Origin of the sequence: Burkholderia sp. AU33803, from assembly GCF_002223095.1 — a bacterium.
Lineage (GTDB): Bacteria > Pseudomonadota > Gammaproteobacteria > Burkholderiales > Burkholderiaceae > Burkholderia.
The window spans coordinates 716644-741182 of the sequence record NZ_NKFJ01000004.1 but is presented as its reverse complement, the minus strand read 5'-3'; the positions used below and the strand labels follow the sequence as shown (position 1 = coordinate 741182).

Here is a 24539-nt window from a genome sequence, read left to right as displayed (position 1 = left end):
GTATGTGATTACTCGACCACCAGCCCGTCGATGTGCAGCGAATCGATCAGGATGCTGACCCGTTCGCCGCGCTTGATCGGCCCTCCCTTGTTGGAAAACACCATCCAGTATTCGCGTCCGGTCTCGAGCTGACCGGTCTGCCGCAGCGCGCCGATCTGGTCCATCACCGGAATCACGAGCATTGCGTGGCTCGTTTCGCCGTACAGATAGACGGTCGCTTTCGTGTCGCCGAGCAGCCGCGCCTTGTCGGGATCGGTCACGCGGTAGCTGAAACGGATCAGGTTGCCGGACGCGGTGCTGCGCACGTGCAAGTTGTCGATGCCCTTCGCCATCTGGTAATAGGCCTTCGCCTGCCGCGGCAGGCTCACCGGCAGGTACGGCGAGTGCCGGATGGCCGCGGGTCCGGCCGGCGCATCCTGCCCGGCCGCGGCCGGCTGAGGCCGGACCGCGGCGAGGCAGGCAGCGCCCGCGAGCAGCATCGATGCCGCACGGACGGCCGCCCGTTTCATTGCATCGCTCCCGTGAGCGGCGCGGGTAGCGCCTGCGCCGGGGTCGGCGCCGGAAGCCGCACGGACGGCTGCGCGCGTGTCTGCGCCGGCGACTGCCCAGGCGTCTGCGTGCGGGCACGCGGCGGCGTCCGGGCCGGGGCCTGCAGCAGCGCAGCCGATTGCGGCCGCGCCAGCGCCGGAGACTGCGCCAACACGCCGGCCGGCAGCGGCCGGGTCACCGGCGGAGCCAGCCGCGCCCCTGCCAGCGGCCGCCGCAGCGCCGGCGCCTTGATCGGCGGCAGCGGCACGTTACGGCTGAAGATGGCCGGGATTCCGCCGATCCCCGGGATGCCGCCGATGCCCGGGATGCCTCCACCGCCCGGAATTCCACCACCGCCCGGAATTCCACCACCGCCCGGGATGCCACCGACACCCGGAATTCCACCGCCGCCCGGGATGCCGCCGCCGCCCGGGATGCCACCACCGCCCGGGATGCCGCCGCCGCCCGGGATGCCACCGACACCCGGGATTCCACCGCCGCCCGGAATACCGCCGACACCCGGGATGCCACCGCCGCCCGGAATTCCGCCGCCTCCGGGGATCAGCGCGGCCAGGCCGGTCGGCTGGCTCCCCAATGCGAGCGGGTCGATCGGCGTACCGCCGCCGAGCAGGCCGCCGAGCAGGCCAGGCGCGACGTACTCGACCGCGCCGATGTCGTAGCCGTTGGCTTGCGGCCGCGGCGTGCCGAAGATGTCGTGATTCGGCGCGCCGTTCGCGGTGGCTGCCCCGATCGCCGGCGACGTGCCCTTGATGGAGTAGTTGCCCATCATCACGTTGTAGCCGGCACTGCCCGGCTGGAGCGCCTCGTTGGACAGCGACAGCGGCCCGTACGACATGTTGATCCACTGGTTGCCTTCATCGGGCGTGGCCGACGGCATCAGCCCGAACAACGGGTTCGGCAACACCGCGTCGGCGATCCCGGGCGGTACGGCAAAGCCGTTCCCGCCGGCTTCCGGCGGCACCCGCGAGCCGTTGCAGTACTGGCTGGTCGTCTGCGGGTCCGCTGCCTTGTTGGTCGCGTCGTAACCGGCCGTGCTGGTCATGATCGAGTACTGCGGGTTCATGGTCAGCCCGGACTGGTGATTGGCCGGCCCGGTGTCGCCGTACGCGCCGATGTCCCAGTAGAACGGCGGGGTCGCGCCGCCCGTCACGCAAAAGCCTGTCGATTGCCCCTTCTGGTTCAGCACCGGGTTCAGCGTGACCGCGTTCTGCAAGCCGGGTATGTTCGGGTTCGGCTGCGCACTCACCGAGATGTAGAACGAGCGGTTTTGCCAGAACAGGTTGTTGCTCAGCACCGGATTCGAGAACTTCGTGCAGTTCGGCGCGTTCGCGGGACAGGTGACTTGCCCCGTGAAGCCCGCGGGCGGAACGAACGCCGCCATCAGGTTCTGCGTATGCGTCGTCGTCTCCAGTCCTGCCGGCTGCTGCGTCGATGTCTCGATGAAACTCGTGCAGGTCGAGTCCGCACTGGTCGTGCTGCTCGTGCATCCCGGCGGCGCCACGTTCGACTGCGACGCGGCCGGCGTATTGAAGAGCACGCCCGCCGACGCCGTCGCATCGTTCGCGATCACCGTGTTGTTGATGAAGCTGACGCGCACCGCATCCTGCAGCGACACGCCGCCGCCCGACCAGCCGGCCACGTTGTTCGCGATGATGTTGTTGATCACGCGCACCTGGTACCAGTTGTTCGGATTGCCGAGATTGCGTTGCACGTCCGTGCCGTTGACGTTCTGCAGCCGCAGCCCGCCGCCCTTCCCGCTTTCCGCCGTGTTGCCCATGATCAGGTTGCCGTCGATCACGAGATTCGGGCCGATGCCGTCGGACAGCTGCGGCGCGCAATCGACGTCGACGGTCGAGTTCTCGCAGAACGTGCCGTCGGGCGGCACCCCCTGCGCGATGATCCCGCCGCCGTACGTCGGCAACGTCGGGTTGTTGCTCTGGTTGAACAACACCACGTTGTGCGACAGGTCGCCGTTGTAGCTGAACCCGAAGTGCGAGACGCCGCCGCCGTCACCGCTGCTCATGTTGCCGCAGACCCAGTTGTAGTTGAAGCGGTAGTAGTCGGCGCCCGAGCACAGGGTCACGCCGCCGGCTGAGGACGGCGTGGTCGAGTTGATCTCGTCGCCATACGACGCGTTTGCCGTGACGGCGTTGTGGTGAACGTTGACGAACGTGTTGTACATGAACGGCAACTGCGTCACGCCGTCCGCGGCGATGTTGCCGTCCGGCACTTCCACCTGGCCGACCGTGATGCCGCCCGACAGCGTGCCGGCATTCCCGGTCACGCGGTTGTTCGATACCTCCGTGTAATGGTTCCAGCCGTGCAGGAAGATCCCGCCGCCGCCCTGCGAGCTGTTGGTGACCGTGACCCCGTCGATGCGCGACGGGTTGCACAGGAAGTTGCCGTAGTTCGGGTTGTTCGGGTCCGTCGTGCAATCGTGCGCCGTGAGCATCGTGCAGATGCCGTTCGCGGTGCAGTTCGTGCTCGGCTGCACCCCCTTGGCCAGCACCGTGATGCCCGCGCCTTCATACGCGCCCAGCAGCGACGGCTCGATCAGCAGCTCGCCCAGGTTGCCGTTCTGATTGCTGTCCCAGCCGACGGTCGGCTCGAACGGAATCGGATCCACGTGCCCCTGCATCTGCACCGGGCACTGGTAGGTGCCTGACGGATCGTACGGGTTGTTGGTCGACGAGATCGGCTTCGTCGGGTCGTACGTGGCCGAAATCACCCCACCGTTCAGCGACGTGCCGAACAGGCACGCGATGAGCCTGCGCCACGGATCGAGCTTGCCGGACGGATGCGTATTCGCATTGATCGTCACCGACGCTGCGCCCACGCCTTGCAGCCGCACCGGCTTCCACATCACCAGCATCTCGTTGTACGTGCCCGGACCGACGACGATCATGTCGCCCGCGCTCGCATTGTTGATCGCCGTCTGGAGCGCATTGCTCGCGCCGTTCTCGCCGCTCACGTAGGTCGGCGCCTTGCCGCCGATCGTCACCGTGACCGCATCGATCGACCGCTTGCCGTTGCCGGCCGTGATCACGAGCTCGCCGCACTGCGTCGCGGGTGCGCCCATCTGCTGGATCGTGCAGGTCGACGGCACCTTCAGCGACGGGAGCGACGGAAGGCTCAGGTCAGGCGCAAGCACCACGATCTTCGAGTCGCTCCACGACACGACCGTCGCATTGACGCCCGCGATCGTGACCGAGCCGGTGCCCTGCGTCGCGCCGAAGCCGTAGTGGCGCGTGATGAACTTCTGGTTGAACGGCGCCGTGGTCTGGCTCGGTCCTGTGTACGCGTGGTTCACCACCTGCTGGTCGCCCAGCGCGTTGATCGTCAGTTGCTTGCCGGGCGCGCTGACCCACGGGCCCGCGCCGGCGCCGATCGCATCGCCGGTCACGCTCGAGATCGCCGGCGTCGCATCCGGATACGCGCAGTCGGGCTGGTTATAGCCGTCCGCGAAGGACTGCACCGGCACCACCGGCGTATCCATGTACTGCGTCTGTCCGGGCATGAACGGAATCTCGTAACAGAACTGGCTGTATGCCGGGTTGTACAGCGGGTCGGCAATCGTCTTGCCGGGGTGCTGCGGATCGGGGATCGGGCCCGGATCGTTCATGCACGCGACCATCATCGTCGGCGCATACCCGGTCGGGTTCGGGGGGTTCACTTCCCAGGTCGAGAACGTCAGCCCGTTGTAGATGCCCCATTGGTCCGTATAGGTGCGCGAGGTTTCGTTGCCGGAGAAATCCTTGAACGAGATCGGCACGTTCGGCACGGCGAACTTCTCGCCGAACTGCGGCGAATACGGGTCGAACTCCGACGAGAAGTCGTCGAGCATGAAGCCCGTGTAGTGCGCCGCGACGTGCGTCGAGCTGAAAATCCAGAACTTCGCGAGCACCGATTCCTCGTCGGTCAGCATCACCTCCTTGCGATCGCACAGATGCCGCGATGCACCCGCGAACGGCGCGACTTCCTTCGATCCCGGGAACAGGCTCATGTAGTCCGGCACGATGCGCAGCTCGCCGACGCACGGCCAGAACCGCTCGACGCTGCCGGTGTCGCCTTCGGCATGGGGCGTCGAACCGAGGTTCGTGGTCGGGTTCTGCGGGTTGTTCTTGTTGTACGTCGAGTTCACCGCGGCCTGGTCGGGCAGGATGAAGACCGCGCCGATGCCGGCGAACTGCTGCGTCACCGGAGCGATGTAGTTGTCGCCGATCAGGATGTTCTTGTCTTCCTCCTTCACCAGTTCGTAGCCCGGCGGCACGATGATCTCGACCACGTATTTGCCGGCCGGCAGCATCGGCGTGCCGTCGACGGGGTTCTTCCCGACGCAGATCGTGCAGTTCGACGCGACCGGCTTGCCGTTCGCATCCGTCGCGGTCACGCTCGGGAACTTGTACATCCCGTCATACGGCGCCGGCTGGATCTGGTTGAACGCGTGCATGCCGTCGTAGCACTTGTACTGTGCGTTCGCGGGCAGCTGGCGATGTTGCGGATCGAGCCAGTTGGTGCTGTTCTTCAGCGTGAAGTAGAACGGGTCGTTCGGATCCTGGCCCGGGCAGTTCATGTTCGGCGTCACGCCGTCCGCGCGGAAGCCCTGCGCCCAGTCGTCCCAGCTCGCCGTCTTGGTCGTGTCCACCAGCGTCAGGTTGGTCGTGCCGTCCGTGGCCGTGCCCTCCTGGTACAGGTTCACCGTGACGTTCGGCACGTCGGGTGTCCACTTCGTGTGGATCAGCAGCGTCGGATCGTCGAACGGCCGCGTCGACGCGTAGATCACCTCGCCGCGTATCCCGCCGTTCTCGCCCTTCGCGAACGGCGTCTTGCCGTACTCGATGAACGAGTTCTGGCCGGAGAAGCCCTGCCATGCCTCCGTGCCCGCCCACGGCGGATCGACGCGCCCGGTCGAACCGCTGCCGGTCGACGCGCAGTCCGCGTCCGCGCAATACCGGGCGCCCGGCACATGCAGGTTCGACGGCAGCGGCACGGTTTCGGCCGTGTTCGCGAAGTACGCGGCCACCGTCGAGTGCCCGCTGCCGGCAGCGCCGGTGCCGTCCACCGGACCGCCCGCGTCGTACACCACGTGCGTGCCGGTCGACTTGAAGCGCGTCAGGTCGTCGTCGACCACATACCAGTTGAACAGCGGAAACACTTCGTTGAACGGCGCGTAACCATTGCCGTCGGTCGCATTGAAGTTCGAGAAGCTGCCGTCGCGGAACCGCATGTTGACCGATGCCAGCGCGATGCCGGGGTCGTCAGGATGCGAGACGCCGTCGCCGTGCAGGTCGATGAAGGTCCGCGTATAGAGGTTCGTATGCCACTGCAGTACGGACAGGTCGCCGACGTCGACCGTCGTGCTCCCGTTGGCCGCGGGCAACTGGACCGCCTTGGCCAGCCCGTCGACGATCTGGTCGTTCCATTGATCGAACACGGTGATGCGGGTCGTGCCGCTCGGCAAGCCGCTGATCGTGAACCGGCCCTGGCTGTCGCATTTGGTGAAGCCGTAGTCCTCGCTGTCCGGATCGCCGACGCTCACATAGCATTGCGAGAACGCCAGCGAGTCGCGCGAACCGCTGCTGTACAGGTTCTCGTTCGGCGGGCGGCTGTAGTGCAGGTTCGTCACGCGGCCCGTGAGCGTGTTCGGGCACGGACCGGTGTCGCATATCCCGGTCTTGGCCGCGTTGGTCCTGCGCGCGTTGATGATCTTCGGATTCGCGAAGCCGATCGACACGTGATAGCCGGCCGGCCCGAACTCCTGGAAGTATGCGGGGCCGCCGACCTTGATGAACGCGTCGTGCGCCTTCTGTCCGTCGAGCGTGTTGGTCTGCAGCCACTCCTCGCCGCGGCCGATCCGGTCGGCCGCCGGTGTCGCGATCACGCCGTAGCGGCCCGGCATCAGGTTGGCGATGATGGCCTGGCCGACGAGCGGCGACAGCGTCTTGCCGTCCGATTCGTATTTCGGGCAGGTCGGAATCATGCCGACCAGGCCGTCGGTCGCCGTCGAGATCGGGCACGCATTGAGCCCGGTGAGCGGGTCGACGGTGCCTTGCAGCGAATTCGACAGCGGCATGTTGAACATGTCGTAGGTCATCTGTCCGGTCGGGTCGCCGGTGCCGCCCGCATCGTCCCAGAGCTTGATCTCGAATCCGCCGAGCCCCGGCTCGCGTGCGGTGCCGAATCCGTCGGACCCGCCGCTGACGTCCACTTCGCCGTTCAGCGGCGCATCGTCCTCGAACACGAACACCGACAGCTTCGCGGTCTGGTACGGCGTTTCCGTCAACAGCACGTTGAGCTGCCCGGCCTGTCCCGCACCGGTCTGTCCGGCCTTCGCCGCCGCGACCTGCGCGGGCGCAATCGGCGCGCCGCCCATGCTGTGGCCGCACTTGCCGGTGCCCGGCGCGAAATCCGCGCCGCTCGGGCCCGACGGGCAGTCGAGCGCGATGCTGAATGGCCGCTTGCCGTCCGGCGACACGCCGCCGCCGTTCGTGAACGTGTTACCGGCATCGCCCGGCAGGATCGAGATGTAGTAATGCTTGGTCGGATCGAGCGCCACGTACTTCGGATCGACCGGCGCCTGTTGCGAGACGTTCGGGCCCGTGCGGCACACGCCGTTGCCGACGTCGCATACGGTCGCCACGTGCGTGTTGGACACCGGGTCGTACACGGTCTGGCCGGATTCGCATGCGACGGTGCCGACACAGCCCGACGCCACCACCGGCATGTAGCTCGTGTGGAAGTTCGTGCCGAGGCTCGGGACCGGCAGCGGCGGGCAGTTCGCCGGCCGCCCCGTCGCGGAATTCACCTGGCAGGCCGGATCGATCTGCATCGTGCGGTCTTCCTCGATGATCCAGCGATAGTCGGTGAGCTTGACCGCCTTGTTCGGCGCGGTCGCATCCGGCGCCATGCTCGGCGCGTCCATCACGTTCACGACCAGCCCGCTGCCGGGATTGAAGGTCACGGTCACCGTCCCTGCATTCGCGCTCGTCTGCATCTGCGTATTGGTGACCTTGTACTGGAACGTCATCGTCTGCGCGGCCGCGCCGTTGCCGACCCGCGGCGTCGACGGCACCGCGGTAAACGAGCCGTCCGGATTCAGCGTCACGGTGCCGTTCGTCGCGCTCGACGCGACGATTTGCGCGGTGAGCGGCAACCCGGCCGGATCGTTCGCGCTGGCGAGCACGCCCGGTGCGCCGACCTGGATCTGCGACGCGATGTTGCTCGCGAAACTCGCATTGCCGGCCGTCGGGACCGACAGGCACTTGTTGCTCGTGGTACAGGCGGTCAACGTCACCTTCGCCGTCACCGGCGGCGTGCCGTTGGTCGACTGATAGACGAAACTGTCGTTCGCACTGCTACTCGATAGATACGTGAACGTACCGTCGGTGTTCAACGTGAGCGTGCCGCTCGCGGGCGGCGTCTTGACCTTCACGCCGTACACGCCGGAGTCGCTCGCGATCACGCCCTTGGCCGGATCCGACACGGCAAGCGTCGTGCCCGGCACGAAGTAATAGTTCGCACCCGCGGCGGTCGGCGTTTCGCCGATGCCGGCAGTCGCCGACGGTTGGGCGTTGTTGACCGCGATGTAGCCTTGCATCCCGCCATCGCGCATGTTGTTGGTCGACAGGCTCAACTCGCGGTCGTATACCGGCATCGCACCGGCGGCCGGCGCGTTCAGCATCACGTCGTAGCTCTTGCCGGCCGCCATGAACACGGCGTTCTGGATGCGCGCGGCGCCGGGAATCACGTTGCCGTCCTCGGCGATCAGCGTGAAGCCCGGAACGGACGGATTGCCCGTTTGCGCGCCGACCACGGCCGGAACGTGCATGCGCAGCCCGGCGTTCACCAGGCGCACGAGCACCTGCCCCGTCGACGGCGGCACCATCGCGCTCGGCGGGAACGCCGACGCGTTCGGGTTGGTGCGATCGAAGGCCACGCCGTTGATCAGGTAGTAGCGCGGATCGTAGTTCACCACCGGCGGATAGCAGGTGCCGAACGTGACCGACTTCGAGTCGCCGCATCCGCCGGGCTGCCCCGACCACGCAGCGGTTTCGCTGAAGCCCTTGGTCGCGACGGCCGCGGCAACAGCAGCGTTCTGCACCGGATCGATCTCGCTCATCACGAGCGGCACGTCAGCGTCATAGCAGGACACCGAATTCGGATAGGCCTGTTTCGTCGATGCGCACGTCGAGCTGGGGACGCTCGGGCTCTTCACCACCAGCACCCCGTAGAGGCCCATCGGCCCCTGGATCGACGGGTGCGTGCCCGACTCGAGCAGGTAGGTGCCGGGCTTGAGATTGGTCCAGGTGAGCGTCGTGTGCGATTTCGGATCGGTCGACGCCGCCACCTCGGTCCCGAACGACTGGACGCGCGGCCCTTGCGCGGGCGGCACGAACGATGCCATCGGCGCGGTCGAGGTCGCCGTGACGATCGGCCAGGTCGTGGCGGTCTGCGTCGGATGGACCGGGCTCGGCGTGGTCGTCGGCTTGTCGCCCAGACCGCCGCCCAGCTGGCCGACGATGACGAGCGAGGTCGGCACGGGCGCAGGCAGGTTGTTCGTCAGGTTGATCTGCAGCTGCCCGGCCGGCACGGTGACGACCACCGGCGACCAGTTCGCGCCGGCGGCCGGATTCGCCGCCGCGCAGGTCGCATTCGCGGCCGGCACCGTCGCCACGGCAGCCGGCGTGCAGCTGTAGCCCCACATCGGCACGGCCTGCCCGTCCGGCATCAACGCCGTGGACGCTTTCGCCGTCAGATTGACGACCGCTTGCGCGAAACAGGCTTCGCCTGCCGTCAGCAAGATGGATGCCGCGACCCCCGCCTTGAACAGATCAAGGAGCGTCGCCGTGAGCTTGGTGGATCTCATCGTCTTTCTCCCCACCCCTAATTGGATTCGTCGATCGGAAATACCGGAGGATCAACGAGCATCATCATCATCATTCCGCCCGGGAAGATGTTGTTCGTCGTGATCTCGCGCTCGTTATGCGAGTGCCACATGAACGCGAAGCCTGCTTCCGTCGCCGGCGGGTTCAGGATCGTGTTGCTGGGTGGCGACGTGCCGGTCGGCGCCGTCGCACGCACGGTCGCGTCCGGCCCGAGATAGGGACTGCCGCCATACCAGAAGCCGTTCGTCAGGATGTTCGAGTCCGGCAACGTGACCGGCCCGCCGCTGGCGACCTTGCCGAACGGCGCCTTCTCGAGCGCCTTGCCGTGGTCCTGGCACCACTCGTAGTAGTTCGGCGCGTTGCGCGGCGCCGGCGGGTTCGACGCCGTCGTGTAGTAGCCGTTCGCGTCGGGCACGCAGACGGAGCCGTCGCCCGGGTAGTGCGCGTAGACGTCCCAGTTCAGGCCCTTGCCGGTCCAGTAGAAAATCCCGTCCATCGTCGCGCCCGGCGTCGTGGTGGTCGTGAACAGCAGCGGGCCGGCCGGCAGCCGCGGGTTCGCCGGGTGGCTCGGGTCGACCGGGCTGAGCAACAGGTTGCCGTCGCGCGCCAGCACGCGCACGTGGTTGCCGTGCTCGTGGAACGGATGCTGCCAGCGGCCGGTGCCGATGATCCGCAGCAGCACCAGTTCGCCCGGATGCATGTGCGGATTGCCGTTGTACGGCTGGTGCGGGTACTGCGGCGCGTAGTTCGGATCCATGTCGTCCGGCATCGAGCGGCCGTTGACCATGAAATAGGCCGGGTGATAAGGCTCGGTCTCGACCGTCATGCAGCCGGTCGGCCTGGTGCACGACGTATTCGCCGCAACCTGCTGCTCCGCCTGCTGATGGATGCGCGGATCCATTTCGGAGAACTGAAAAAGATACTCACGGTCATAGCAGGCGGCGCTGTTGTCGAATGCCGCCGCCGCGTTGCGGAAATCGCGCTGGCCGAACGGCCGGCCCGAATCCGGCAGCGCCATGCAGCCCGCCGTGTTGACCGCCGTATTCGGCAGCACGATGATCGCGCCGTACATCCCCATCTCGATCTGCAGATCGCCCTGCGTGCCGCTGTAGTACGCATGCGTGCCCGGCGTCGCCGCGACGAACGTGTAGGTGACCGTCGCGCCGTGCTGCGCCTCCTGCGCGAGCAGCCCCGCAACGCCGGAGGTGCCGGTGCAGGTCTTGCCGTCCGGGCTCAGGGTGCCCGTGCACACGACGAAGCCGGGAAACAGCATCGACGTGTTGCCGGCTGCCGCCGGCAGGTTGTTGGTGAGTGTCACGGTGATGATGTCGCCCTGCCTGACGATCAGCGTCGGACCGGGGATCTGCATCGTCGGACAGGTCGCGCCGGTAATCGTCGACGGCGAGAAGACGAGCGGCGTCGCGCTGGTCGCCGCGCAGCCGTAGCCCCACGAATAGACGCTCGTGCCGTCCGGCTGGGTGATGCGCGCTTCCTGTGCCGTGAGGTTGAAGACCTTGCCGGTGATGCCCGGCGCGGCGGCGTGCGCGTGCACCGACAGCAACGCGGCGAGCGTCGCGACACCGACGCGTGCGAGCCGTCCGAGACGGGCGAGCGTCGCGGTCCACGCATGATGAGTGATGTGTCCCACGGCTTTTCTCCTCAGGGCAGGACTTCCCGGCCGGGGGCCCGCCCGATGATGCGGGCGGCCCCTGGTCATCAAAGAGTGCAATGCTTCGTGACCGGATCCACGGCGCTGCAGATGTGGACCTCGGTCATCAGGCCGCCGAAGTTCTCCTGATCGTTCGACAGGTGATCGAGGTTCGGCGTGTACAGGTAGAAAATCTGGCCCGAGTGGTACTTCGTCTTGTCGCTGGCGTCGAGAATCAGGTCGAGCGACTCGCCGCCTCCGAGCGTGATCGAGTTCGTGTCGTAGGCCATGTTGTTGCCGGCCATGTCGCGCAACATGCGGGCATTCAGCGCGATCACGTGCATCGGGATGCCGAGCGACGCCAGCGTCTGGTATTCGGTCACGTCGAGATCCGAGATCCGCAACAGCGCGCGGCCGCCGGCCGGAATGTTGACCAGCGTCGGCAGCGGTTGCGACGGATGCATCGCACTGTCGGACGCGGGCGTCGACATCGCGCCTTGGGTCACCGTGTCCGGATAGCTGCGGCCGTTCAGCAGGAAGAACTTGTCCTTCATGTCGGTGAACGGTTCGGGATTGAACGTCATGCCGACGAAGTGGAAGTTCGGATCGAAGCCATGGATCTGGATCGGATACTCGACGTCGTACGCGGTCGAGCCGTCGCCGTCGTTGTATGCGTAGAGCGACAGCGTCTCCGGCGTGGTCGGCGGAATGTTGACGTTGGCCGCCCGCACGAGGCCGTTGTTCTGCGGCGGCACCGGCGTCGAGCACAGAATGTCGTTGCCGCAGCGCGTGCGCAGGTCCGACTGCTGCGTCATCAGCGCGTCGTACAGCGACACGCCCTTCGGCACCCGGTCCTGCCGCGGCCGCACGTAGATCTGGCCGACCATGCCCATCTGCAGGTGCTCCGGCGGCGTGATGTGGCAGTGCCAGAAATAGGTACCCGCATCCGGCGCGAGATAGTAGTACGTGAAGCTCGCGCCGATATTGATCGCGACCGACGCGTCCGGCACGCCGTCATAGAACGACGACGCGTTCGGATAGCCGTGGAAGTGCACCGTATGCTTCTCGAACAGGTCGGGGCGCATGATCATCCCGACGTTCGTGAGCGTGAGGAAGAACTCGTCGTCCTCGTCGATCGCCATCATCGGCGCGGGCTGGTTGCCGTTCATCACGCCGATGTCCATGATCGGGCGCGGATCGACGTGGCCGGTCAGCGCGCCGCCGGCATCCGGATCGGGCGCGAGACCGACCGCGCCGTTGTAGGTCGGGTCCGTCCTGGGGTCGCCGACGGTGTTGAACACCGACGCGAGCTGCGTGCCGGGCAGCCCGGCCTTGATGTCCGCGAGCCCGGACAGCGGGCCGAACGCGAACAGGTAGGTCTGCACGCCGTTGGCCATCGTGGCGTAGCCGTCGCCGCCCGAGATCTGCTGGCACTTGATCGCGCCGTTCACCGCGCCGGTCGACGTGGAATTCTGGCCGGTATAGGTCGGCTTCGTGTAAGCGGGTTCGCCGACACCGGGCGCCAGCGCGGTCGGGTGCGACGGCGTGGTGAACGGGCACTGGACCCGGAACGACTGGGCGAACGAGGGAACGGCGCACATCAGGAGCAACAGTGCCGCCACACTGCTGCAACACGCGCGGGTACGGAACATATGACCTCCATCCAAGGGGTCAACCAGCGATACGGGCTGGACGTCATGCTGTGCTGCGGACGCGGGCCGACGAAGTCTTCGCATCGGCCCGTATCTGGATTCTGCAGAGGTGCGCGGCTGGCCGGGATGGGTCACCCCCCTACTTTTGCATAGGGGGGCTCCGGCACGCGAAGGGGCGACATGCTCCGCACGGAGGGGACGTGCGACGTTCGGGCAGACGCGTCGTGGCCCAGGATTTGTCCGATGCAACGCGCACGACGACCGTCGACGTATTGCCGGAATTTTCCCGATAGCAGAAATTAATTAAAATCGCGGGGGTGGCGGTGGATCGTGCAGGACGCGGCAAGCGGTGCCGGCCCCGCTGCAACGAAGCGGATCTTCGATCGCGGCAAACCGGGCGGTTGCCGGAAAACGGGCAAAAAAAAGCGCCACGGAGACCGTGGCGCTAAAAAAGTTCTAGCCATTCCGAGGGCCGTGCTAGAACCTGAGAGACTGCGCGAAACATCGTTGCCGGTTAAACTCTTGAAACGATGTTTCGAAAACGTGAGACATTCTTTCCGTTTCCGCCCGACAAGTCAAGCGGTATTTGCACCGGTTCATGCACTTTCTGGCAACGCTCATTTGAGCGTTTTCCTAATAAACCAAGGGTGAACCCGTAAAATCTCATCCGATGACCGGTTCGCCCGCAGAACATGCATCCTTTGACAATAGTCCTACAATACCAACAAAATTGAAATCGAGTTTCGGAATTAGAGAGAATCCCTCGTGTCGACAACTGTAACCCCTCCCGCGTCGCGGGACCGTGAATCGTCGCCCGACGAGATCACCGCCCTTGCCCGCGGCCTCGCCGTGCTACGCCGCATCGCGGCGGCCGACGCGCCCGTCAGCAACCGCGAGCTGACCGAACTGACCGGCATCCCGAAGCCGACCGTCTCGCGCATCACCGCGACGCTCGTCAGCGCCGGTTTCCTGTTCCAGTTGCCCGACAGCGAGCGCTTCGTGCTCACCGCGTCGGTGCTCGAACTGAGCCACGGCTTCCTGCGCAACTTCGACATCCGCGCGCGTTCGCGGCCGTTCATGATCGAGCTGGCCGAACGCACGTCGCTGTCCGTGCATCTCGCGGTGCGCGACCGGCTCGACATGGTCGCGATCGACGTGATCCGCCCGCGTTCGGCCGTCCTCGTCACGCGCCTCGAAATCGGCTCGCGGATGGACATCGCACGCACCGCGGTCGGCCGCGCGTATCTTGCCGCACTCGAGGACGACGAACGCCGCCAGTTGCTCGAGTCGCTGCGCACCACGGCGGGCGACGACTGGCCGCATGTGTCCGCCCGCCTGACCCCCGGTCTGGACGAGGCGATGCGCGACGGCCACGCGATCGCGATCGGCGAATGGCGCGAAGGTCTGAATGCCGTCGCGGCCGGTTTCGTCGGCCCGTCGGGCCAGCGCTATTCGGTGAATTGCGGTGGCGCGTCGCACCAGTGCCCGCCCGAATGGCTGCACGAACACGTGGTGCCCGCGCTGCACGAATGTATCGCGAAAATCACCCGCGAGATCGGCGGCGCACCGGCCCGTCGCATCAGCGTGTAAGCGTTTCGTCATCGCACTGTCGCGTTCTGTAACGACCGTAACCCGTTGAAAGATAGACCACTGGACTGTAACGGGGACGGGACGTAGGATCATGCCCATCGTCGCGCCGCACTCGCGGTGCGCACCGCTCTTTTCCCGCGCAGACCGGCGGGGGCCCGGACCGAGCCGGGCGCCCCCTCCCCGGCACCGCTCGCCCACGCGCAGCCCAGCAGTCCGATTTCCGGCCCGCCGCGCCGTCTTCCTGACAGATCACAATGGATAACGAACAAAAGCCCACGCCTCCTTCGAAAGACCCCGCGTCCCCCGCCGCGCGGCGCCCGCGCCGCACGCTGATGGCCGGCGCACTCGCGGTCGTCGTCATCGGCGGCCTGCTCTGGTGGCATCCGTGGAACCGCACGCCGGCGGCCGGCAGCACGGCGCAAGGCACGGCGGCCAGCGCCGGCGGCGCAAAGCGCGGCCGTGGCGGCCCCGCCGCGATGGCGAACGTTCCGCAGCCCGTCCAGGTCGCGACCGCGACCCAGGGCGAAATGCCGATCGTGCTGTCCGCGCTCGGCACCGTCACGCCGCTCGCGAACGTGACGGTCAAGACGCAGCTGTCCGGCTACCTGCAGTCGGTCGCGTTCCAGGAAGGCCAGATCGTCAAGAAGGGCGACCTGCTCGCGCAGATCGACCCGCGCCCGTACCAGGTCGCGCTCGAGAACGCCGAAGGCACGCACGCGCGCGACTCGGCGCTGCTCGCAACCGCCCGCCTCGACCTGAAGCGCTACCAGACGCTGCTGTCGCAGGACTCGATCGCGTCGCAGACCGTCGATACGCAGGCCTCCCTCGTCAAGCAATACGAAGGCGCGGTGAAGACCGACCAGGCCGCGATCGATTCCGCGAAGCTGAACCTCACGTATGCGCGCATCACCGCGCCGGTGTCGGGCCGCGTCGGCCTGCGCCAGGTCGACCCCGGCAACTACGTGACGCCGGGCGATACCAACGGCCTCGTCGTGATCACGCAGCTGCAGCCGATGAGCGTGATCTTCACGACGTCGGAAGACAACCTGCCGCAGATCCTCAAGCAGGTGAACGCGGGCCAGAAGCTGTCGGTCACCGCGTACAACCGCAACAACACGGTGCCGCTCGAGACCGGCTCGCTCGCGACGCTCGACAACCAGATCGACACGAGCACGGGCACGGTCAAGCTGCGCGCGAACTTCGATAACAAGGAAGGCATGCTGTTCCCGAATCAGTTCGTGAACACGCGCCTGCTCGTCGACGTGCTGCGCAACGCGACGATCGTGCCGACCTCGGCCGTGCTGACCGGCTCGATCGGCCAGTTCGTCTACGTCGTGAAACCCGACAACACGGTGACCGTGCGCAAGGTCACGATCGGCCCGGTCGACGGCGAACGCACGAGCATCGTCAGCGGCGTGTCGGTCGGCGAGCGCGTGGTGACCGACGGCTCCGACCGCCTGCGCGAAGGCGCGAAGATCTCGATCCCGGCCGACAAGCCGAAAGGCGCGTCGGGCGCGCGCGGCGCCGCTGCGGCGTCGGGCGCATCGGATGCCGGCGGCCATCGCGGCGGACACAAGCACGGCGCGTCGCAGGCAGCGGCCCCCGCGGCCCAGTAACGCGCGGGCCGCTCGATGAATCCATCCCGCCTCTTCATTCTCCGGCCGGTCGGCACCGCCCTCCTGATGGCGGCGATCATGCTGGCCGGTCTCGTCGCGCTGCGCTTCCTGCCGCTCGCCGCGCTGCCGGAAGTCGACTATCCAACGATCCAGGTCCAGACCTTCTACCCGGGCGCGAGCCCGGAGGTGATGACCTCGTCGGTCACCGCGCCGCTCGAACGTCAGTTCGGGCAGATGCCGTCGCTGAACCAGATGTCGTCGCAGAGTTCGGCCGGCTCGTCCGTGATCACGCTGCAGTTCTCGCTCGACCTGCCGCTCGACATCGCCGAACAGGAAGTGCAGGCCGCGATCAACGCGGCCGGCAACCTGCTGCCGTCCGACCTCCCTGCCCCGCCGATCTACGCGAAGGTCAACCCGGCCGACGCACCGGTGCTGACGCTCGCCGTCAAGTCGAAGACGCTGCCGCTCACGCAGGTGCAGGATCTCGCCGACACGCGCCTCGCGATGAAGATCTCGCAGGTCGCGGGCGTCGGTCTCGTCAGCCTGTCGGGCGGCAACCGCCCGGCCGTGCGGATCCAGGCGAACCCGACCGCGCTCGCGAAGTACGGGATGAACCTCGACGACCTGCGCACGACGATCTCGAACCTGAACGTGAACACGCCGAAGGGCAACTTCGACGGCCCGACGCGCGCGTACACGATCAACGCGAACGACCAGCTGACGAGCGCCGACCAGTACAACAGCGCGGTCGTCGCCTACAAGAACGGTCGCCCGGTGATGCTCACCGACGTCGCGACGGTCGTCGCCGGCTCGGAGAACACCAAGCTCGGCGCGTGGGTGAATTCGGACCCGGCCATCATCCTGAACGTGCAGCGCCAGCCGGGCGCGAACGTGATCGCGACCGTCGACGCGATCAAGGCGCAATTGCCGAAGCTGCAGGAAACGCTGCCGGCCGCGCTCGACGTGGAGATCGTCACGGACCGCACGACGATGATCCGCGCCGCCGTGCGCGACGTGCAGTTCGAACTGATGCTCGCGGTCGCGCTGGTCGTGCTCGTGATGTACCTGTTCCTCGCGAACGTATACGCGACGATCATCCCGAGCCTGTCGGTGCCGCTGTCGCTGATCGGCACGCTCGCGGTGATGTACATGGCCGGCTTCTCGCTGAACAACCTGTCGCTGATGGCGCTCACCATCGCGACCGGCTTCGTCGTCGACGACGCGATCGTGATGATCGAGAACATCGCGCGCTACGTCGAGGAAGGCGAAACGGGGCTCGAGGCCGCGCTGAAGGGCTCGCGGCAGATCGGCTTCACGATCATCTCGCTGACGGTGTCGCTGATCGCGGTGCTGATCCCGCTGCTGTTCATGGGCGACGTGGTCGGGCGCCTGTTCCATGAATTCGCGATCACGCTCGCGGTGACGATCGTGATCTCGGCGATCGTGTCGCTCACGCTCGTGCCGATGATGTGCGCGAAGCTGCTGCGCCATTCGCCGCCGCCCGAGAGCCACCGCTTCGAGGCGCGCGTGCACCGGGCGATCGACTGGGTGATCGCGCGCTACGCGGTCGCGCTCGAATGGGTGCTGAACCGCCAGCGCTCGACGCTCGTCGTCGCGCTATTGACGCTCGCGCTGACCGGCCTGCTGTACGTCTACGTGCCGAAGGGCTTCTTCCCCGCGCAGGATACCGGCGTGATCCAGGCGATCACGCAGGCGCCGCAGTCGATCTCGTACGGCGCGATGGCCGAACGCCAGCAGGCGCTCGCGGCCGAGATCCTGAAGGATCCGAACGTCGAGAGCCTCACGTCGTTCATCGGCGTCGACGGCAGCAACATCACGCTGAACAGCGGCCGGATGCTGATCAACCTCAAGGCGCGCGACGAACGCTCCGAGTCGGCCGCACAGATCATCCGCGACCTGCAGCACCGCGTCGCGAACATCACCGGCATCTCGCTGTTCATGCAGTCGGTGCAGGACCTGACGATCGACTCGACCGTCAGCCCGACGCAGTACCAGTTCATGCTGACGAGCCCGAACTCGGAGGAATTCGCGACCTGGGTGCCGAAGCTCGTGGCCCGGCTGCAGCAGGAGCCGTCGCTCGCCGACGTCGCGACCGACCTGCAAAGCAACGGCCAGTCGGTCTACATCGAGATCGACCGCCCGAGCGCCGCGCGCTTCGGCATCACGCCGGCGACCGTCGACAACGCGCTGTACGACGCATTCGGCCAGCGCATCGTGTCGACGATCTTCACGCAGTCGAACCAGTACCGCGTGATTCTCGAGTCCGAGCCGAAGGACCAGCACTACGCGCAATCGCTGAACGACATCTACCTGCCGTCGGCGGGCGGCGGCCAGGTGCCGCTGGCGTCGATCGCGTCGTTCCACGAGCGGCCGTCGCCGCTCTTGGTCGCGCACCTGTCGCAGTTCCCGTCGACCACCATCTCGTTCAACCTCGCGCCGGGCGCGTCGCTCGGCGAGGCGGTCAAGGCGATCGACGCCGCCGAGAAGGACATCGGGCTGCCCGCGTCGTTCCAGACGCGCTTCCAGGGCGCGGCGCTCGCGTTCCAGGCATCGCTGTCGAACCAGCTGTTCCTGATCCTCGCCGCGGTCGTCACGATGTACATCGTGCTCGGCGTGCTGTACGAGAGCTACATCCACCCGATCACGATCCTGTCGACGCTGCCGTCGGCCGGCGTCGGCGCGCTGCTCGCGCTGATGATCACCGGGCACGACCTCGACATCATCGGGATCATCGGCATCGTGCTGCTGATCGGCATCGTGAAGAAGAACGCGATCATGATGATCGACTTCGCGCTCGAGGCCGAGCGCGTCGAAGGCAAGCCGCCGCGCGAGGCGATCTACCAGGCGTGCCTGCTGCGCTTCCGGCCGATCCTGATGACGACGCTCGCCGCGCTGCTCGGCGCGGTGCCGCTGATCGTCGGCTCCGGCGCGGGCTCCGAGCTGCGCCAGCCGCTCGGGATCGCGATCGCCGGCGGCCTGATCGTGTCGCAGGTGCTGACGCTGTTCACGACGCCCGTGATCTACCTCGGCTTCGACTCGCTCGCACGCCGCGTGCGCGGCTGGTTCGAACGCCACGGCCCGCAAGCCGGCCCGCGCACGGATGCGTAATCGATGAACCTGTCGCGCCCCTTCATCACCCGCCCCGTCGCGACGACGCTGCTCGCGATCGGCGTCGCGCTCGCGGGCCTGTTCGCGTTCGTCAAGCTGCCGGTGTCGCCGCTGCCGCAGGTCGACTTCCCGACCATCTCGGTGCAGGCGTCGCTGCCGGGCGCGAGCCCGGAAACGGTCGCGACCAGCGTGACGAGCCCGCTCGAGCGGCACCTCGGCTCGATCGCCGACGTGTCCGAAATGACGTCGACGAGCACGGTCGGCAACGCGCGGATCATCCTGCAGTTCGGGCTGAACCGCGACATCGACGGCGCCGCGCGCGACGTGCAGGCCGCGATCAACGCGGCGCGCGCCGACCTGCCCGCCGCGCTGAAGAGCAACCCGACCTACCGCAAGGTCAACCCGGCCGATTCGCCGATCATGATCGTGTCGCTGACGTCGGAGACCTCGTCGCCCGCGAAGCTGTACGACGCCGCGTCGACGGTGCTGCAGCAGTCGCTGTCGCAGATCGACGGGATCGGCCAGGTGTCGGTGAGCGGCTCCGCGAACCCGGCCGTGCGCGTCGAGCTCGAGCCGCAGGCGCTGTTCCACTACGGGATCGGCCTCGAGGACGTGCGCGCGGCGCTGGCCTCCGCGAACGCCAACGCGCCGAAGGGCGCGATCGAATTCGGCCCGCAGCGCTACCAGCTCTATACGAACGACCAGGCATCCGAGGCGTCGCAATATCGCGACCTCGTCGTGGCTTACCGCAACGGCTCGGCCGTGCGGCTGTCCGACCTGTCGGACGTCGTCGATTCGGTCGAGGATCTCCGCAACCTCGGCCTGTCGAACGGCAAGCGCGCGGTGCTCGTGATCCTCTACCGCTCGCCCGGCGCGAACATCATCGACACGATCGACCGCGTGCGCGCGGCGCTGCCGCAGCTCACCGCGTCGCTGCCGGCCGACATCACCGTCACGCCCGTGCTCGACCGCTCGACCACGATTCGCGCGTCGCTGAAGGACACCGAGCACACGCTGCTGATCGCGGTCAGCCTCGTCGTGATGGTCGTGTTCCTGTTCCTGCGCAACTGGCGCGCGACGCTGATCCCGAGCGTCGCGGTGCCGATCTCGATCATCGGCACGTTCGGTGCGATGTACCTGCTCGGCTTCTCGATCGACAACCTGTCGCTGATGGCGCTGATCGTCGCGACCGGCTTCGTCGTCGACGATGCGATCGTCGTGCTCGAGAACATCTCGCGGCATATCGAGAACGGCAAGTCGCGCATGCAGGCCGCGTTCGACGGCGCGCGCGAGGTCGGCTTCACGGTGTTGTCGATGAGCATTTCGCTCGTCGCGGTGTTCCTGCCGATCCTGCTGATGGGCGGCATCGTCGGGCGGCTGTTCCGCGAGTTCGCACTGACGCTGTCGCTCGCGATCGCCGTCTCGCTCGCGGTGTCGCTCACGGTCACGCCGATGATGTGCGCGCGCCTGCTGCCCGAGTCGCACGACCCGCAAAACGAAGGCCGCTTCGGACGTTTCCTGGAACGCTGTTTCAGCCGCATGCAGCGCGGCTACGAGCGCTCGCTGTCGTGGGCGCTGCGCCGGCCGCTCCTGATCCTGCTGACCCTGTTCGCGACGATCGGGCTGAACGTCTACCTGTACATCGTCGTGCCGAAGGGTTTCTTCCCGCAGCAGGACACCGGGCTGATGATCGGCGGCATCCGGGCCGACCAGTCGACGTCGTTCCAGGCGATGAAGCTGAAGTTCTCCGAGATGATGCGGATCGTGCAGGGCAACCCGAACGTGAAGAGCGTCGCGGGCTTCACCGGCGGCACGCAGACCAACTCGGGCTTCATGTTCGTCACGCTGAAGGATCGCACCGAGCGCAAGCTGTCGGCCGACCAGGTGATCCAGCAACTGCGCGTCCCGCTGTCGGATGTCGCCGGCGCGAGCACGTTCCTGCAGGCCGCGCAGGACATTCGCGTCGGCGGCCGGCAGAGCAACGCGCAGTACCAGTTCACGCTGCTCGGCGATTCGAGCGCCGACCTGTACAAGTGGGGGCCGATCCTGACCGAGGCGCTGCAGAAGCGCCCCGAGCTGACCGACGTGAACTCCGACCAGCAGCAAGGCGGCATGGAAGCCATGGTGACGATCGATCGGGCGACGGCCGCGCGGTTCGGCATCAAGCCCGCGCAGATCGACAATACGCTGTACGACGCATTCGGCCAGCGCCAGGTCTCGACGATCTACAACCCGCTGAACCAGTACCACGTGGTGATGGAAGTCGCGCCGAAGTACTGGCAGAGCCCCGAGATGCTGAACCAGGTGTGGGTCAGCACGTCGGGCGGCAGCGCAAACGGCTCGCAGACCACCAACGCAGCGGCCGGCACCTACGTCGCGACGGCCGCCGGCACGTCGAGCGCCGGCACGGCCACGCAGAGCGCCGCGGCGATCGCGTCCGACTCCGCGCGCAACCAGGCGCTCAACTCGATCGCGGCGAGCGGCAAGTCGAGCGCGTCGTCGGGTGCGTCGGTGTCGACGTCGAAGTCGACGATGATCCCGCTGTCGGCAATCGCGACGTTCGGGCCGAGCACGACGCCGCTGTCGGTCAACCACCAGGGGCTGTTCGTCGCGACGACGATCTCGTTCAACCTGCCGCCCGGCGTGTCGCTGTCGCAGGCGACGCAGGTGATCTACCAGACGATGGCGCAGGTCGGCGTCCCGCCGACCATCGTCGGCAGCTTCCAGGGCACCGCGCAGGCGTTCCAGCAGTCGATGAACGACCAGCCGATCCTGATCCTCGCGGCGCTGCTGGCCGTCTATATCGTGCTCGGGATCCTGTACGAAAGCTACATCCACCCGATCACGATCCTGTCGACGCTGCCGTCGGCCGGCGTAGGCGCGCTGCTCGCGCTGCTGCTGTGCAAGACCGAGTTCAGCATCATCGCGCTGATCGGCGTGATCCTGCTGATCGGGATCGTGAAGAAAAACGCGATCATGATGGTCGACTTCGCGATCGACCAGACGCGCAACAACGGAAAGTCGTCGTTCGACGCGATCCACGAGGCGTGCCTGCTGCGCTTCCGCCCGATCATGATGACGACGATGGCCGCGCTGCTCGGCGCGCTGCCGCTCGCGTTCGGCCACGGCGACGGTGCCGAGCTGCGCGCGCCGCTCGGGATCGCGATCGCCGGCGGCCTGATCGTGTCGCAGGTGCTGACGCTCTATACGACGCCGGTCGTCTACCTGTATATGGATCGCTTCCGCGTGTGGGCCGAGAAACGGCGCAACCGCCGCGGGAATAGCGGCGGGCCGGCCGTTGCCGGGGAGTGATGAAGCGGCCGCCTTGTGCGGCCGTTTTTTTGCGCTTGAACCGCGGCGACGATCGGCTATCGTGAGTCCATGCCCACCGCTGCGCCCTTCACGGGGACCCACCATGAACGTCCAGCTCAACCATACGATCGTCTGGTGCCGCGACAAGCACGCGTCGAGCCGCTTCCTCACCGAGCTGCTGGAATTGCCGCCGCCGACGCCGTTCGGCGCGATGCTGGTCGTCCCGCTCGGCAACGGCGTGTCGCTCGATTTCTATGAACGGTCGGGAGCGATCGCGTCGCAGCATTACGCGTTCCTGCTCGACGAAGCAGGCTTCGATCGCGTGCTCGCGCGCATTCGCGAGCGCGGGCTGCCGCACTGGGCCGATCCGGCGAAGCGGCAACCCGATGACATCTACCGCCACAACGGCGGCCGAGGCGTGTACTTCGACGATCCGGACGGCCACTTCCTCGAAGTGATGACGCAGCCTTACGTGCTGAACGGCTAGTTCGACGGGCCGGCGTTGCACCGGCCCGTACCGTGACGCGGATGCCGCCCCGCTCGGGACGGCATCCGGCCGACCGACGTTACTCGGCAGCGTCCGCCGCCGTCTTGCGCGGACGACGCGCGCGCGGGGCGGCCTTGCGGGCCGGCTTCTTCGGCTTGGCAGCGGCCGGCGCTTGCGCAACCGCGTCGGCATGGGCTTCAGCCGGCGCCGCGTCGTGCGATGGCTGGGCGGCGGCACGCTCGCTGCCGGCATCGCCTGCCGCCGGCCCGGCGTGGGTCATCGTGACATGCTGCTCGTCGCCCTGCTCCGCGTCGCGATGCGCGTCGTCGGCATGCTTGCCGTGCGCGTGCTTGCTGTCGCCGTGCTTCGGCGCGCCATGCCCGGCGTCGTCCGGCGTCCCGGCTGCCTGACGGTCTGCGCGCTTCGCGGCGGCGCCCTTCTTCGCGCCTGCCTTCTTCGCCGCGGTCTTGCGCGCGCGCTTGCGGCCATCCTTCGCATCGCCATGCGCGTCGGCCACTTCGGCCACTTCGACCGTTTCCGCCGGCGACCTCATCGGTGCCGCCTCAGCCACCTCGGCGACGTCGGCCACTTCCGTCTCGTCCGCTTCGACCTGCACGCTTTCGTGCATGACCGCTTCCGCCCGCTGCCCGCGACGTTGCGCATTGCGCGCGGCCCGCGCCGGCTCGGCCGCGCGCGTACCGTGGTGCGCGCCGCCGTGTCCGCCGCCGTGCCCGCCGCTTTCACCGCCCGCCGTGACGTGCTCCGCGGTCGACTGCTGGCGTGCCCGCGACACGAACGCGCCCGACTTGTCGTCACGCCCGACTTCGAGCAGGCCGCGCGCCTGCGCCTCGTCGAGCAGGTTGCCGAACGCGCGGAATCCGTAATACGACTCGTTGAAATCCGGCTTGCGGCGCTTGATCGCGCTCTTGAGCACCGACGCCCAGATCTTGCCGACATCGTCCCGCTCCGACGCGAGCGCGTCGAACGTCTCGACGGCCAGCGCGATCGCCTCGGCCTTGCGCGCGTCCAGGTCGTGCTTGCGCGACGACGGCTCGTCCGGCCGCTTCGCGCCGCCGTTGCCCGCGCGCTGCTGTTGTTCGCGCTTCGCGAGCGCGCGTTGCTGCTCGCGCACCAGGTCGTCGTAGAAGATGAATTCGTCGCAGTTCGCGACCAGCAGGTCCGACGTCGATTTCTTCACACCGACGCCGATCACCTTCTTCGCGTTCTCGCGCAGCTTCGACACCAGCGGCGAAAAATCCGAGTCGCCGCTGATGATCACGAACGTATCGACGTGCGACTTCGTGTAGCAGAGGTCGAGCGCGTCGACGACGAGCCGGATGTCGGCCGAGTTCTTGCCCGACTGGCGCACGTGCGGAATCTCGATCAGCTCGAAGCTCGCCTCGTGCATCGACGCCTTGAAGCCCTTGTAGCGATCCCAGTCGCAATAGGCCTTCTTCACGACGATGCTGCCCTTCAGCAGCAGGCGCTCCAGCACGGGCTTGATGTCGAACTTCTCGTACTTCGCGTCGCGCACGCCGAGCGCGACGTTCTCGAAGTCGCAGAACACGGCCATGCTGACGTTGTCCAGGGGTAATGCCATGTGTACTCCAACCAGTGGGCCGATGCGTTGTAGGACGTAACGGCGAAAAAAGCATCGCGCACATGATAGCC

The 24539-nt window shown here is 67.1% G+C and carries 10 protein-coding genes; 5 read left to right on the top strand and 5 right to left on the bottom strand.

Going from position 1 to position 24539, the window contains the following annotated elements; translation table 11 throughout:
• Positions 1 to 8: 8 nt before the first annotated feature.
• From CFB41_RS05920 to CFB41_RS05900, 4 genes are all read right to left on the bottom strand, one after another.
• Complete coding sequence (locus CFB41_RS05920) at positions 9 to 509, bottom strand: hypothetical protein (RefSeq protein ID WP_089455877.1); 501 nt, start codon at positions 507 to 509, stop codon at positions 9 to 11.
• On the bottom strand, positions 506 to 9415 hold the full coding sequence (locus CFB41_RS05910; protein WP_256940848.1) for a choice-of-anchor Q domain-containing protein: 8910 nt from the start codon (positions 9413 to 9415) through the stop codon (positions 506 to 508). Before CFB41_RS05910 ends, CFB41_RS05920 begins: the two co-directional genes overlap by 4 nt.
• A gap of 17 nt (positions 9416 to 9432) precedes the next feature.
• Positions 9433 to 11082: a multicopper oxidase domain-containing protein gene (locus tag CFB41_RS05905; protein ID WP_089455876.1), complete on the bottom strand. Its 1650-nt coding sequence runs from the start codon at positions 11080 to 11082 to the stop codon at positions 9433 to 9435.
• 68 nt (positions 11083 to 11150) lie between these two features.
• On the bottom strand, positions 11151 to 12734 hold the full coding sequence (locus CFB41_RS05900) for a multicopper oxidase domain-containing protein (protein WP_089439598.1): 1584 nt from the start codon (positions 12732 to 12734) through the stop codon (positions 11151 to 11153).
• Positions 12735 to 13499: 765 nt separating this feature from the next.
• Between CFB41_RS05900 and CFB41_RS05895 the strand changes: the two genes are divergently transcribed.
• The 5 genes from CFB41_RS05895 (at position 13500) to CFB41_RS05875 (ending at position 22868) form a co-directional block, all read left to right on the top strand.
• A complete protein-coding gene (locus CFB41_RS05895; protein ID WP_089439597.1) occupies positions 13500 to 14324 on the top strand; it encodes an IclR family transcriptional regulator in 825 nt (274 codons plus the stop codon).
• A gap of 254 nt (positions 14325 to 14578) precedes the next feature.
• Positions 14579 to 15940, top strand: a complete 1362-nt coding sequence (locus tag CFB41_RS05890; protein WP_089455875.1) for an MdtA/MuxA family multidrug efflux RND transporter periplasmic adaptor subunit — start codon at positions 14579 to 14581, stop codon at positions 15938 to 15940.
• A 15-nt stretch (positions 15941 to 15955) separates the two neighbouring features.
• Positions 15956 to 19069, top strand: a complete 3114-nt coding sequence (locus CFB41_RS05885; protein WP_089439595.1) for an MdtB/MuxB family multidrug efflux RND transporter permease subunit — start codon at positions 15956 to 15958, stop codon at positions 19067 to 19069.
• A gap of 3 nt (positions 19070 to 19072) precedes the next feature.
• Positions 19073 to 22381: an efflux RND transporter permease subunit gene (locus tag CFB41_RS05880; protein ID WP_089455874.1), complete on the top strand. Its 3309-nt coding sequence runs from the start codon at positions 19073 to 19075 to the stop codon at positions 22379 to 22381.
• Positions 22382 to 22484: 103 nt separating this feature from the next.
• Positions 22485 to 22868, top strand: a complete 384-nt coding sequence (locus CFB41_RS05875) for a VOC family protein (protein WP_089455873.1) — start codon at positions 22485 to 22487, stop codon at positions 22866 to 22868.
• A gap of 79 nt (positions 22869 to 22947) precedes the next feature.
• Here the strand turns inward: CFB41_RS05875 and CFB41_RS05870 are convergent, their stop codons facing one another.
• Positions 22948 to 24468 (bottom strand): NYN domain-containing protein, encoded by a 1521-nt coding sequence (locus CFB41_RS05870; RefSeq protein ID WP_089455872.1) that lies wholly within the window; start codon positions 24466 to 24468, stop codon positions 22948 to 22950.
• Positions 24469 to 24539 lie beyond the last annotated feature (71 nt).